At 32.5% G+C, this 13055-nt stretch carries 15 protein-coding genes; 6 read left to right on the top strand and 9 right to left on the bottom strand.

Annotated features, from left to right (window positions below):
- Positions 1 to 26 precede the first annotated feature (26 nt).
- The 5 genes from Q0856_RS13525 to Q0856_RS13505 are packed head-to-tail and all read left to right on the top strand — an operon-like array spanning position 27 to position 4836.
- On the top strand, positions 27 to 323 hold the full coding sequence (locus Q0856_RS13525) for a riboflavin synthase subunit beta (RefSeq protein WP_298480428.1): 297 nt from the start codon (positions 27 to 29) through the stop codon (positions 321 to 323).
- A gap of 1 nt (position 324) precedes the next feature.
- Entirely contained in the window at positions 325 to 2199 is a 1875-nt protein-coding gene (mutL, locus tag Q0856_RS13520) for a DNA mismatch repair endonuclease MutL (RefSeq protein ID WP_298505894.1), read from the top strand.
- Complete coding sequence (locus Q0856_RS13515) at positions 2200 to 2934, top strand: rhomboid family intramembrane serine protease (protein WP_298505891.1); 735 nt, start codon at positions 2200 to 2202, stop codon at positions 2932 to 2934.
- Positions 2935 to 2937: 3 nt separating this feature from the next.
- Positions 2938 to 3804 (top strand): rhomboid family intramembrane serine protease, encoded by an 867-nt coding sequence (locus tag Q0856_RS13510; RefSeq protein WP_298505889.1) that lies wholly within the window; start codon positions 2938 to 2940, stop codon positions 3802 to 3804.
- Positions 3805 to 3858: 54 nt separating this feature from the next.
- A complete protein-coding gene (locus tag Q0856_RS13505) occupies positions 3859 to 4836 on the top strand; it encodes an endonuclease/exonuclease/phosphatase family protein (protein WP_298505887.1) in 978 nt (325 codons plus the stop codon).
- On the opposite strand, the gene Q0856_RS13500 is transcribed toward Q0856_RS13505, so the two are convergent.
- From Q0856_RS13500 to udk, 9 genes are all read right to left on the bottom strand, one after another.
- Positions 4823 to 5140, bottom strand: a complete 318-nt coding sequence (locus Q0856_RS13500) for a DUF6122 family protein (protein ID WP_298505885.1) — start codon at positions 5138 to 5140, stop codon at positions 4823 to 4825. The genes Q0856_RS13505 and Q0856_RS13500 overlap by 14 nt on opposite strands.
- Entirely contained in the window at positions 5133 to 5765 is a 633-nt protein-coding gene (locus Q0856_RS13495; RefSeq protein ID WP_298505882.1) for a WbqC family protein, read from the bottom strand. Before Q0856_RS13495 ends, Q0856_RS13500 begins: the two co-directional genes overlap by 8 nt.
- A gap of 3 nt (positions 5766 to 5768) precedes the next feature.
- A complete protein-coding gene (lepB, locus tag Q0856_RS13490) occupies positions 5769 to 7469 on the bottom strand; it encodes a signal peptidase I (protein ID WP_298505879.1) in 1701 nt (566 codons plus the stop codon).
- Between the two features lie 107 nt (positions 7470 to 7576).
- Positions 7577 to 8278 (bottom strand): 4-hydroxy-tetrahydrodipicolinate reductase, encoded by a 702-nt coding sequence (dapB, locus tag Q0856_RS13485; RefSeq protein ID WP_298480454.1) that lies wholly within the window; start codon positions 8276 to 8278, stop codon positions 7577 to 7579.
- Positions 8279 to 8281: 3 nt separating this feature from the next.
- Positions 8282 to 8911, bottom strand: a complete 630-nt coding sequence (locus Q0856_RS13480; RefSeq protein WP_298480457.1) for a DUF5683 domain-containing protein — start codon at positions 8909 to 8911, stop codon at positions 8282 to 8284.
- On the bottom strand, positions 8904 to 9803 hold the full coding sequence (locus Q0856_RS13475) for a ParB/RepB/Spo0J family partition protein (RefSeq protein WP_298480461.1): 900 nt from the start codon (positions 9801 to 9803) through the stop codon (positions 8904 to 8906). The genes Q0856_RS13480 and Q0856_RS13475 overlap by 8 nt, the downstream gene beginning before the upstream one ends.
- A complete protein-coding gene (locus Q0856_RS13470; protein WP_298480464.1) occupies positions 9803 to 10576 on the bottom strand; it encodes an AAA family ATPase in 774 nt (257 codons plus the stop codon). Before Q0856_RS13470 ends, Q0856_RS13475 begins: the two co-directional genes overlap by 1 nt.
- A 201-nt stretch (positions 10577 to 10777) precedes the next feature.
- Entirely contained in the window at positions 10778 to 11104 is a 327-nt protein-coding gene (locus Q0856_RS13465) for a septum formation initiator family protein (RefSeq protein ID WP_298480467.1), read from the bottom strand.
- Positions 11105 to 11107: 3 nt separating this feature from the next.
- The gene (gene udk / locus Q0856_RS13460) at positions 11108 to 11716 is read right to left on the bottom strand and encodes a uridine kinase (RefSeq protein WP_298480470.1); all 609 of its coding nucleotides are present in this window, start codon (positions 11714 to 11716) and stop codon (positions 11108 to 11110) included.
- A gap of 127 nt (positions 11717 to 11843) precedes the next feature.
- Between udk and Q0856_RS13455 the strand changes: the two genes are divergently transcribed.
- Positions 11844 to 13052 (top strand): multidrug effflux MFS transporter, encoded by a 1209-nt coding sequence (locus Q0856_RS13455; RefSeq protein ID WP_298505876.1) that lies wholly within the window; start codon positions 11844 to 11846, stop codon positions 13050 to 13052.
- Positions 13053 to 13055: the final 3 nt, after the last annotated feature.

Here is a 13055-nt window from a genome sequence, read left to right as displayed (position 1 = left end):
TTTTGATTTTAAGTAACTTTGATACAATGGGTATGCTAAGCAAAATCACAAAATTAAGTAAGAATAAGAAATTTGGGTATTCTCCTCGTTTTTATGACGATAAAGGAGAGGGGAGTCCGTATGAAATAGAACATAAGTTTGATAAGTTCCGGTCTACCGTAGGTAGAAATAGAGGTTTAAAAAGAAAGTTTAATAATGTTTTAGACGATGTAAAAAGAAAAGGAGATCGGGACCTCAGAAAAAGAATGATAATTATATTAGTAGTTTTGGTACTACTATTTCTCTTCATTATAGATTTTGATTTATCTATTTTTATAAGTTAATATGGCAGATATAATAAAACTTTTGCCAGACCATGTAGCAAATCAGATTGCTGCTGGCGAGGTTGTTCAACGACCGGCTTCTGTGGTTAAAGAATTGCTAGAAAATGCGATTGATGCAGGAGCGAGTACAATAAAACTTATTGTAAAAGATGGGGGTAAAAACCTTATTCAAGTTGTAGATAATGGAAAAGGAATGAGTCCTACCGATGCTCGTTTAAGTTTTGAAAGACATGCAACTTCTAAAATTCAAAAAGCAGAAGACCTTTTTAATCTAAATACTAAAGGATTTCGAGGGGAGGCCCTTGCTTCGATTGGGGCAATTGCTCATGTAGAGTTGCAGACAAAAACGGAAGGTGATGAAGTAGGAACCCAAATAAAAATGGAAGGTAGTAAAGTAATTTCTCAAGAGGTTATGGTTACACCAAAGGGGACATCCATGTTGGTTAAGAATTTGTTTTTTAATATTCCGGCACGAAGAAATTTTTTAAAATCTAATCAAGTAGAATTAAGGCATATTACAGACGAATTTCATAGAGTAGCATTAGCGCATCCCGGTATAGCGTTTCATTATTACAATAATGGTAGTGAGCTCTTTAATTTGCCAGCAGTAAATTATAGAAAACGTATAGTTCAAATTTTTGGGGGAAAAACAAACCCTAAATTAGTGCCTGTAGAGGAAGAAACACAAGTGGTTAAAATTACTGGATTTGTAAATAAGCCAGAGTTTGCGAAAAAGAGTAGAGGGGAACAGTTTTTTTTTGTTAATGATAGATTTATAAAAAGCCCTTATTTACATCATGCGGTAGTGGCAGCTTTTGAGGGTTTAATACATCCTAATACCTACCCGGGATATTTTCTTTGTTTAGAGGTAGATCCGGCAACTATTGATATAAACATACATCCAACAAAAACAGAGGTTAAGTTTGACGACGAGCATACTCTTTATGCTTTATTAAGGTCAACCATAAAACATAGTCTAGGGCAATTTAGTGTTGTACCTGCAATAGATTTTGATCAAGACCCTAATTTAAATACACCATATTCCTTTAAGGATAAGCAAGCAGAATTACCAAAAGTAGCGGTGGATGCCACATTTAATCCGTTTGCAGAAAGCCCATCTACATCGCAGAGCGTTAGCGGGGGTAATTCTGGAGGGTATTCTAGTTTTTCTAAACCTAGTGCCAAAGGTTGGGAAAATTTGTATGAGGGTTTAGGAGGTAAAAAAGAAAGTAGTAATACGGTTTCTAGTATAGAATTTGAATCAGAAGTAATAACTGGGTCTATTTTTAAAGAAGAAAATGAAGAAGAGGAATCGGTTACGACTACTTTTCAACTTCGAAGAAAATATATAGTTACTACTATAAAGTCTGGTATGGTTGTTATTGATCAAGGCAGGGCACACCAAAGAGTTTTGTATGAAAAATTTTTAAAGAACATAACAATAAAAGAAGCAGTAAGTCAACAATTGCTATTTCCTCTTTCTCTATCTTTTTCTAATGCTGATGTCGCAATTTTAAATGAAATACAAGGGCAATTAACCACTATTGGTTTTGCTTTTAGTGTTTTAGAGAAAGATAAGGTAGAAGTAACAGGAGTACCTTTGCAGGTAGCGGAGAGCGAGGTAGGAATGATATTAGAACAGCTTATATCGGATTACCAAATGGAAATTGTAGGCGATAGTTTTTCGCAAACGGATATTCTATCTAAAACATTATCTAAAACCTTATCTGTAAAAACAGGAACTATTTTGGATAATGCATCTCAATTAGCTTTGGTAAACGATTTGTTTGCCTGTAAGGAACCGGGGCTGAGTCCGTTTAATAAACCTACATATATTACTATAACAGAAAATGATATTGATAAAAAATTTATATAAATGGCTAGATTAACAGATGCTATTAAACATTTGCTTATAATAAACATTTTGTTTTTTGTAGCAACACAACTATATAGCAATCAAATGTATCATTTGTTTTCTATGTGGTTTCCTAAAAATGATAATTTTCAGGTTTGGCAAGTAATAACTCATATGTTTATGCATGGCAGTGTGATGCATATAGTTGCTAATATGTTTGTTTTATGGATGTTTGGTTCTCCATTAGAAAAAATGTGGGGAAGAAATAAATTTTTGTTTTTCTATTTCTCAGCTGGTTTAGGAGCATTGCTATTACAAACTGGGGCTAATTATTATTTCTTTTCTCAATCTTTAGATGTTTTGGTTCATGCTGGAGCAGTAAAAACTGAAATAATCGATACCTTAATTGAAGGTCAATATAACACGGGTTGGTATGACTTAACATCGCAAGATGTTGTGGATAATATGTTGTCGGAGTTTAACGGCAGAATGTTGGGTGCTTCTGGAGCTACTGCGGGAATTATGGTTGCGTTTGCGTTTATGTTTCCTAATATGGAATTGATGCTTATGTTTCTGCCTGTTCCTATTAAGGCAAAATACTTTGTTCCATTATATTTTATCGGAGATTTTTATTATGGTTTTAGTAATGCGGGGGATGGTATAGCTCATTTTGCTCATATTGGGGGAGCTTTGCTTGGTTTTATAATGATGTGGTATTGGAAAAAGAACCAATTTAATGGTAATCGCTGGAATTAATATATGGCACAAGGAAATTTAAAATATCAATTTGCAAGACTCTCTATTGCAGAAAAGTTAATAGCAATAAATGTAATATTCTTTATTGTTGAAGGTTTATTTACTGCTCTTCTTGGCTTTAGTATTATGTCTTGGTTTGAGCTTCCTAAAGATTTTTTCAGTTTCTTAAAGCAACCATGGTCTATTGTTAGTTATTCTTTTTTCCATGGAAGTCTAGGTCATGTTTTTTGGAATATGTTTCTTCTTTATTTTGCGGGACGTATTTTTCTTAACCTCTTTGGTAATAAGCGTTTTCTCAATGTTTATTTTTTAGGAGTTATAGCAGGTGGACTTGTTTTTTTATTAAGTTACAATGTTTTTCCAACATTAATTCACTCCAATACTGCTCTTATTGGTGCTTCTGCGGGTGTTACTTCGGTTCTTATTTTTGTTTGTTCTTATATTCCAACGCAAGAAGTTCGTTTGTTTGTATTTAATATTAAACTCTGGTATATAGGTGCTTTTGTGGTTCTTACAGATTTAATACAAATTCCGACTAGTGGAAATATAGGAGGACATTTAGCCCATTTGGGAGGTGCAGCATTAGGGTATTTTTATGCAAGACAACTTCTCAACGGAACGGATATTGGTTCGGGATTTGGTAGGTTACTAGATTCTCTAGTAAATATTTTAAAAGGAAAAGAAAAGAAAGCCCCTTTAAAAACAGTGTATAGAAATAAAAAAGAAAATAAGCAATCTAAGCAGGCTTATGATAAAGATGTAAGGCAAAAGAAAATAGACGCTATTTTAGATAAGATAAGTAAGTCAGGTTACGAGAGTTTATCTCAAGAGGAAAAAGATTTTTTGTTTAAAGCAGGAAAAGAGAATTAAAGAGTGAAAAAAACATCTATTTTTAAAAAGTTCATTTATTTCGTAACGATGGTAATGGCTTTACTTTTATTGTTAGCCTGTGTAATTCCTTATTTTCCTGTTAAATTTATACCTATATTTTCATTTTTAAGCCTGGGTGTACCTGTACTGGTTGTTGTAAATTTATTTTTTGCGTTATATTGGGTATATGTTAAAATACGAAAGAGCTTATTGTCTATTTTGGCCTTAGTTATTGGTTACGTATTCTTAGGTTCTTTTGTTCAATATAATAGTTCTACTGAGGATAATTTAAAAGAAGAGTTTAGTGTAATGACGTATAATACATATGGTTTTAATGGATTAGATTATAACAAAATAAAAGAAAACGGTATTAATATAATTAATTTTATTTCACAACAAGACCCTGATATTATTTGCTTTCAAGAATTTGATCGTTGGAGAATTAAAAGTGGCGAATTAAATGCGTACCCTTATAATTATGTAGATTTTGAATTTGGAAATCATGATGGTAAAGCAATTCAAGCAATTTATTCTAAATTTCCAATAATTGCTAAGGGAGATTTGAATTTTCCAGACTCTGGAAATAATGCCATTTTCGTGGACATTTTATTGAAAAAGGATACAATACGAATATATAATGTACATCTTCAATCATTAAAAATACGCTCTTTAGTTAATCGTAAGGGCTTGTCAAATAAATTCTACCATAGAATGTCTTCTTCTTTTGTAATGCAGGAAGAACAGGTTGATTTAATAGAGAAACATCGTATTAATAATAAGCATAAAACGTTGATTTGTGGTGATTTTAATAATACCCAATACTCAGTTGTGTATAAAAGGTTAAAAGGAGAATTTCAGGATACTTTTATTGAAAAAGGCTCTGGGTACGGGCGAACATACAACTATCATGGAGTCCAGGTTCGGATAGATTTTATTCTAGCGGATAAGGAGTTTAACGTGCAATCTCACAAGAATTTCAACGTAAAATACTCGGATCATTTTCCTGTAATGGCTTCTTTTAGTTTAAATTAATCATATAACAATCTACCATATCGGCTAGGATATGAATTAACAAGGCTATTCCGTAAATTCTAGTTTTTTTAAAAAACAAAAAGGAAAAGTATATAAATATAGCTATGTACGAATGTAATGGGTGAAAGTTAATGCTACATCGATTAGGATCAAATATAGGATTTGAAAAAAAATGATCTATATCGATAATAATCCCAGAAAGTAGAATTAACATAACAACACCTTTATTCTTCTTAAACAAGAATAGAGCAATTATTATGGGAACAATAAAATGTATGCCGTAATGGAGTATAAACCTAAGCATTTATAAAACCTAACTTAAGTTCTTTTAAGTAAGATAAAGCATTTGTTCCTTCATTAAAAAGAAGATCTAAGATACTTAAATTAGGGATAAAGGTATGCCTGTCGCTAAATACTTGTATGTATTTTTCGGTATTGAATTTAGGTTCTATTTTTGCATTCGCAAGAAAACGTAAATCTATAGAATCTTTAATATTGGATTTATATTCTGTAGTGCGTTCTTTAGGAGTTTCAATTTGTAGACAATCGCATATAATCTCTATTGCTTTTAAATTAAAATCCATTAAATGGGTATGTTTTTCCAAAAAAAGAGGGACAATTTCGTCCTCATAAAATTCAAAAAAAGGAGAAGATCTATAAGCTGTTTCTAAGGTGCGCCAATGTTGACGTTGCCAAGCGTAGGAATTGTCTAATTGAACATCTTTGTATTTTTGACGACCTTTTTCTTTTCCAACATGAACTATGGGGATGTTCAATATGTGCTTTCCATTATCGGTACAAACATAAGTACGATTTCTATAGGTTTGTTTTTGGTAATTATCCATGACTTCCCAATAAACATCTTGTTGAGCAATTACAGCAAAAGTTGCAATGTTTGGAAAATAGGTAGGGTGTATTAAATGTTTCAAAACTTATGCTTTGTTTTTTCTTTTCTTGCGGATAAAATCAAATATAAACCAACCGGCTAAGGCTATTAAAAAGAATTTAAAATAGGATCTAGGTTCTCCGTCTCCATTGACAGTTGTAAAAACACGATCCCAGCGAATTTTCCAGTTTTTGAATCCGTCTGTGAAATTATCAAAACTCATCCAGATAAAAATTGGGGTTCCAACAATATGATTTTCAGGAACATAGCCCCATGTTCTACTGTCTTCGGAATGGTCTCTATTATCACCCATCATCCAATAGTAATCTTGTTTAAAGGTATAGGATGTGGCTATTTTTCCATTAAGACTTATTTGGTTTCCAGAAACACTTATTTTATTTCCTTCGTAATCTTTAATAATCTTTTTATATACAGGCAGAACTTCTAAGTTTAGAGGGATAGTTACCCCTTTTTTAGGAAGGTAAATAGGGCCAAAGTTATCATTATTCCAACTGTAATCCGGACTTTGAGGGAATATATTGACTCCTCTTGTGTTTTTTGGAGATATTTGTCTTACAATAGAATCAATATCGGCATTTGCTTTAAGTTGTGCTGCCATTTTATCTGTTAGGGCTACAAGTCTTTGTCTATCTGTAATTTCTTTTAAGGAAAGTCTCGTTTGTTTAATTACATCAATCGGAATACCAAGATGTTTAGTGTATAGTTCTAATTTGCCATCCGGTGTTTGGTTGTATCCTAAAAGATATTCTTGTAATAATTGAGCTTGTTCTTGGTTAATGGGGTCTGATACATATTTTCTAGTTAAATCTACCACGCCTAAATCTAGTAATAAGCGCGAAGAAACTCCCTTGTTGCTATAGACCATATAGTCGTATTGCGGTTTTGCTCTGTCTGTTAATTGTAGTTGCTTTCCATTAATGAATACATAGCCATCGATAACCTCTAAAGAATCTCCAGGTGTTCCAACACAACGCTTTACATAATTTGATTTTTTATCTATAGGTTTTTTAACCCCTTTTTCTTTTTTAAAAAATACACGTACGGTATCAGCAGGCCAGCTGAAAACAACTATATCATTCTTTTTTACTTTTTTAAAGCCAGGTAATCTAAAATAAGGTAATTGCGGTTTGTTTAAGTAAGAACGGGTGCCAATTTTCGGAATGGTGTCATGGACCATGGGTGCAGCAACCGTAGTCATAGGGGTTCTTGCGCCGTAATGGAATTTGCTAACAAATAGAAAATCACCAACTCTTAGGGTGCGTTCAAGAGATCCAGTTGGTATTACATAAGGCTGTATAAAATAGGTGTGAACCAATGTAGCAGCAACAACAGCAAAAACGATAGAGCTTACCCATTCTCCCAAAGCGGTAGTCGGGTGCAAGCTTCGGTCTTCTATGTATTTAGCATCTAAGATGTAGTTAACATAGTAGGTGTAAAAGCCTAGAGTAAGAACAACTAACCAAGATTCCATTAAGCTGTTTCTACCGAAACTACGAATAGTCTCTACCCAAATAACAGGAAACATTAACAAGTTAACAATGGGAATAAATAAGAGAATAGTCCACCATTTTGGTCTATTAATAATTTGCATTAATACAATAGCATTGTAAACAGGTATAGCTGCTTCCCATGCTTTTCTCCCAGGTTTAACGTATAGTTTCCAGGTTCCTAAAAAATGAATAACTTGTACTATTAGTATAAAAATAATCCACTGCGTAGTATCCATAAAAATTGCTATTTGTTGTCTAATGTTTTTATAGAGAGGTATAGTTAATAATACTCTCTTTTACTATTTTGATATAGGTATATTTATGTGGTAATGTGTTACAGGTGTTAACCTAGATTTAACACATCTCTCATTGAAAAAATTCCTTTTTTATCTATAATCCATTCTGCAGCTATTACAGCTCCCAAGGCAAACCCTTCTCTATTGTGAGCTGTATGTTTAATTTCGATACTGTCGATAGTGCTATCATAAGCTACAGTGTGCGTGCCTGGTACTTCTTTTATTCTTTTAGCTGTAATAGGAATTTGATGTACGTCTGCTTCATCTAATTTCCATTTTGTATAATCAGAATTGTTAATAACACCTTCTGCCAAAGTAATAGCTGTTCCACTTGGAGCATCTAATTTTTTGGTATGGTGTATCTCTTCCAGAGAAACATTATACTGTTTTAAGTTTTTAAGCATTTTAGCTAAATATTCATTCAGCTCAAAAAAAACATTTACTCCCAAACTAAAGTTCGATGCATAGATAAATGCACCTTCTTTTTCTTTGCAAAGAGCAACTGCTTCATCATAGTTTTCTAGCCATCCTGTAGTTCCAGAGATTATAGGGATGTTATTTTTTAGGCATTTTGTAATATTTTCATAGGCAGCGGAAGGCATGCTAAAGTCAATAGCAACATCAATATTAGAGAAGTCTATTTCTTTAGTGTCTATATCTATTTTGGCTACAATGGTGTGGTTTCTCTTTAGGGCTGCTTGCTCTATCATTTTACCCATTCTACCATATCCAAATAATGCTATTTTCATAAGTTAAAAATTAATAGTAAGTCCCATTCCATAATTAGGGTTACTGGTTATGGGATCTAAATCAAAAAAAGGTTTAAAATCTATACTAAGGTCATCATCTACATTAAATTGTTGTAAATGAGCATCTACATTAGCATCTACAATGTTTAATATATATGCGGCAATAGTATATACTAATACTAAATCTCTTGATTCTTGTGTTCTTTCTTGTTGTCTTTCTAAAACATTGATGTCTAAATGCGTATTGCTTCCAGCGCCTGTAGGATTATAGTATAAATCGTCTGTGAAACCAGCTTGTCGCCTTTTAAAAGCTGTTCTAAGGCCGTCATAACGATCATTGTAAAATGTATACCCATAAATACCAGAGCCTAAAGCAATCCATACAATTGGTGCTTTCCAATATCTTTTATTATAGATTTGCCCTAAACCAGGGAGTACGGCAGAATAGAACGCAGCCTTGCTCGGAGCTAAAGGGTTAAAGTTTTTTTTCTTTTTTAAAGCCTTTTTGTCTATTACAATCCCTTCTTTTTTAAGGTCAGTTTGTAAACTGTCAATTTCTTTATTCTCTTCTTGAGCAAAGGAGTGCCAAGAGGAAATGCATAAAAAACCGAATATAACAAGGTATTTATTCACCTGTTATTATTTTTTTAATTCGTTCAAATTCTTCTTTAGAAGTAAAAGGAATTGTAATTTTTCCTTTGTTACCTGTGGTGTGCTTTATATCTACTTTTACAGATAGGTGTTCCGAAAAATTACTTATTTCTTTAGTGATAAATGCAGGAGCATTACTTTTTGGCTTTTTCGCTGTTGTACTACTACCATTTTGATAAGCTTTTACTGCTTTTTCTGTTTCTCTAACAGATAGGCTCTGTCCAACAATTTTCTCGTAAAGAGCAATTTGATCTTCTTTTTTTTCGATGTTAACTAAGGTTCTACCGTGACCCATACTTAAAAAACCATCTCTAATACCTGTTTGTATGATTGGATCTAGTTTTAATAATCTTAAATAATTTGCGATTGTAGATCTTTTTTTACCAACACGATCACTAAGTTTCTCTTGCGTAAGTTCAATTTCGTCAATTAACCTTTGATAAGAAAGAGCAATTTCAATAGGATCCAAATCTTGTCTTTGGATATTTTCAACCAAAGCCATTTCTAAAGACTCTTGATCGTTGGCAATACGAATATATGCTGGTATGGTTTGAAGATTTATAAGTTTCGATGCTCTAAACCTTCTTTCCCCTGATACTAATTGATATTTGTTGAAGTCTAATTTCCGAACCGTAATTGGTTGTATAACACCTAATTCTTTAATAGAAGTTGCTAATTCGCTTAGGGCTTCATCATTAAAATAAGATCTTGGCTGAAACGGATTAACCTCTATCGTAGTAATATCTAATTCTACAATATTGCCAACTACTTTATCTGCATTTTTATCAGATGCAGATTGTATATCGTTTTCAGGATCTTTTAATAAGGCAGATAACCCTCTGCCTAAAGCTTGTTTTTTTGTTGCTTTGGCCATTATACAATTTCCTTGTTTTTATTCACAACTTCATTCGCCATATTTAAATAATTTTCCGCTCCCTTGCTACTAGCGTCATATTTAATAATACTTTCGCCATAACTTGGGGCCTCACTAAGGCGTACATTTCTTTGAATTATAGTTTCAAAAACCATGTCTCCAAAATGCTTTCGCACCTCTTCAACAACTTGATTAGAAAGTCGTAATCTAGAATCGTACATGGTTAATAACATGCCTTCTATATCTAAATTTGTATTGTGTATTTTTTGAACACTCTTTATAGTGTTTAATAATTTGCCTAGCCCTTCTAATGCAAAATATTCGCATTGAATAGGAATAATAACAGAATCTGCAGCGGTTAATGCATTTAAGGTTAATAAGCCTAAGGAAGGGGCACAATCAATTAAAATGTAATCGTAAGAATCTTTAAGCTTTTCTATCGCTTTTTTCATCATATACTCTCGCTCTTCTTTGTCTACTAATTCTATTTCAATAGCCACTAGGTCTATATGAGACGGAATTAAATCTACATTCGGAGAGGTTGTTTCTAAAATAGTTTCTTTGGCATTTTTTGTATGCTCTAATAACTGATACGTTCCTAGTTCAACACTTTCTACATCAATTCCTAATCCAGAAGTTGCATTCGCTTGGGGGTCTGCATCAATTAACAGAACTTTTTTCTCCAGTACACCTAGCGAGGCAGCCAAGTTTACTGTAGTTGTGGTTTTACCTACGCCACCTTTCTGATTTGCTATAGCAATTATCTTGCCCATTATAAAGTAAGTTAGATTGTAAAAATACAATTATTTACGACGTTCTTGAAACGTTTTTGTTAACACAAAGTGAATTAGTGCATAAGCTTGCGTTAAATAGAGTTAAAGTTTTAATAACGAATATTTTATAAGAAGAAACAGTCGACAGGAATTTTTAGGAGATTTTAGTATTGTTAGACTTGTTAAAAGTTATAACAAGGCTTAATTAGCTTTTTTAAGACTATCAGCGTACTCAATTAGATAAATTTCTTCGTTTTTCTTTTTTAAATAATATTCTTCTCTAGCAAATTTTTCTAATTCGCCTTTATCGGATAATTTTTTAATAATTATTTTGTCCTTGGCTATTTCTTCTTTTAAAAACTCTTGCTGTTTTTCTAATTTTTTAATTTCTTTTTTTAATTCTAAATGTATTAACAAAGAGTTGGTGTCGAAAAAGAGCATCCAAATGACAAAAGCTGTTAAAACTAATACATAGGTATTGGTAATAAGTTTAAACCACGGCTTATTAATAAGGTTGTTTAGGCCCATTTATTAAGATAGTTTTTCATTTATAATTGTTCTGACAATATCAATGGCAACCGTATTATATTTGTTATTTGGTATAATAATATCAGCATACTCTTTTGTTGGTTCAATAAATTGATTGTGCATAGGTTTAAGAGTGTTTTGGTATCGGTTTAAGGTATCCTCTAAGCTCCACCCTCTCTCTAATATATCTCTTTTTAATCTACGAATTAAACGCTCGTCTGAATCCGCATGAACATAGATTTTAATATCGAACATTTCTCTAATTTTCGGATTGGTTAAAATTAGAATACCTTCTACAATCATTACTTTTCTCGGACGGGTTAAAACAGTTTCTTTTGTTCTATTGCATTCTAAAAAAGAATAGACAGGTTGTTCAATAGATTTTCCTTTTTTTAAGAGCTCTAAATGTTTTCCTAAAAGATCAAAATCTATTGCCGAAGGATGGTCGAAATTTGTGTTTTTTCGATCTTCTAAACTAAGTTCTGATAGGTCATTATAATAAGAATCTTGAGAAATTAAACCAACTTCGTTTTTTGGCAATTCATTTATAATTTGGTTTACAACAGTTGTTTTTCCACAACCAGTGCCTCCCGCAATTCCTATAATTAGCATGCTGTTTAATTTTTTAACAAAAATAGGTATTTGCAATTTAATGGTGGTAATAATCCTTTATGGTTTTATAGGTATTAATTATGGTAAATACATATGATGCTCTGTATGTTATGTATACCTTTGCTAAATGCAAAAGGAGAACGTAAAACCAAATTTTGAATTTGTTGCTTTAATGGCATCTTTAATGTCTATAACTGCATTGGCAATAGATGCTATTTTACCGGGCTTGTCTAGTATTGGAATGGCTCTTAATAGTATCGGTGCTACGGATAACCAAATGCTTATTACAATGATATTTTTAGGGCTTGGAGTTGGACAATTGTTTTTTGGCCCTTTATCGGATAGTTACGGTAGGAAACCAATGATTTATATTGGCTTTATAGTGTTTTTTATTGCAAGTCTTGTTTGTGTTTTTGCTCCAACAATGGGATGGATGATTTTTGGTAGAATATTACAGGGGATAGGATTGTCTGTTGCACGGTCTATAAGTATTTCTATAATAAGAGATACATATAAAGGGGATTACATGGCTAAAGTGATGTCTTTTGTAACAGCATTTTTTATTTTAGTTCCTGTAGTAGCACCGGCATTGGGTAAAACAGTTTTAGATTACTGGGGTTGGCAAGCTATTTTTTATGTACAGTTATTTTGTGCTTTTATTGTGGTAATTTGGTTTTGGAAAAGACAGCCAGAAACATTAAAGCAAGAGTACAAAATTCCTTTTTCTAAACATGTTTTTTTAGATGGCTTTTTGGAGTTAATTCGCTATAGAGCAACCTTAGCTTTCACCATAATCTCAGGATTAATAACAGGGTCTTTTTTAGTGTATTTAAGTGCAGCGCAACAGGTTTTTGAAGAGCAATATAATTTGGCGGATGAATTTCCATACATTTTTGCGGGTTTAGCAATTTCTATTGGAATTGCCACTTTTTTAAATGGCACTTTAGTTTTAAAATTGGGTATGCGCAAATTGGCTTTTATAGCTCTTATTCTGTTTTTTGGTGTCTCTTTATTGTATGTTATTTTGTTTTGGAATAGTAGTAATCCAAATGTTATTGTTTTGTTAGGTTTTCTCTCAGCTCAGTTCTTTAGTTTGGGTTTTTTGTTCGGAAATTTGCGCTCTATTGCAATGGAACCTATAGGTCATATAGCGGGTATTGGTGCTGCTATAACTGGATTTATATCTACCATTATTTCTATTCCAATTGCAACTTTTGTAGGTAGTTTTGTAGAATATACGGTATTGCCTCTTTTTGCTGGTTTGGCAGTATGTGGCTTTGTTTCCCTTTTGATATTTATTCTAATAAAAAGAAAACAAAGAATCGCTATTGCTTAAAAA

Origin of the sequence: uncultured Maribacter sp. (assembly GCF_947496775.1) — a bacterium.
Taxonomy (GTDB): Bacteria; Bacteroidota; Bacteroidia; order Flavobacteriales; family Flavobacteriaceae; genus Maribacter_B.
The sequence above is the reverse complement of the archived record's forward strand: the minus strand, read 5'-3'. Positions and strand labels throughout refer to the sequence as shown.

Coding starts and splice junctions, on each gene's coding strand:
- Q0856_RS13455 (WP_298505876.1), top strand. CDS start 11,844: ATGCAAAAGGAGAACGTAAAACCAAATTTTGAATTTGTTGCTTTAATG.
- dapB (WP_298480454.1), bottom strand. CDS start 8,278: ATGAAAATAGCATTATTTGGATATGGTAGAATGGGTAAAATGATAGAG.
- Q0856_RS13500 (WP_298505885.1), bottom strand. CDS start 5,140: ATGCTTAGGTTTATACTCCATTACGGCATACATTTTATTGTTCCCATA.
- mutL (WP_298505894.1), top strand. CDS start 325: ATGGCAGATATAATAAAACTTTTGCCAGACCATGTAGCAAATCAGATT.
- lepB (WP_298505879.1), bottom strand. CDS start 7,469: ATGGATACTACGCAGTGGATTATTTTTATACTAATAGTACAAGTTATT.
- Q0856_RS13525 (WP_298480428.1), top strand. CDS start 27: ATGGGTATGCTAAGCAAAATCACAAAATTAAGTAAGAATAAGAAATTT.
- Q0856_RS13465 (WP_298480467.1), bottom strand. CDS start 11,104: ATGGGCCTAAACAACCTTATTAATAAGCCGTGGTTTAAACTTATTACC.
- Q0856_RS13510 (WP_298505889.1), top strand. CDS start 2,938: ATGGCACAAGGAAATTTAAAATATCAATTTGCAAGACTCTCTATTGCA.
- Q0856_RS13505 (WP_298505887.1), top strand. CDS start 3,859: ATGGCTTTACTTTTATTGTTAGCCTGTGTAATTCCTTATTTTCCTGTT.
- Q0856_RS13470 (WP_298480464.1), bottom strand. CDS start 10,576: ATGGGCAAGATAATTGCTATAGCAAATCAGAAAGGTGGCGTAGGTAAA.
- Q0856_RS13475 (WP_298480461.1), bottom strand. CDS start 9,803: ATGGCCAAAGCAACAAAAAAACAAGCTTTAGGCAGAGGGTTATCTGCC.
- udk (WP_298480470.1), bottom strand. CDS start 11,716: ATGCTAATTATAGGAATTGCGGGAGGCACTGGTTGTGGAAAAACAACT.
- Q0856_RS13515 (WP_298505891.1), top strand. CDS start 2,200: ATGGCTAGATTAACAGATGCTATTAAACATTTGCTTATAATAAACATT.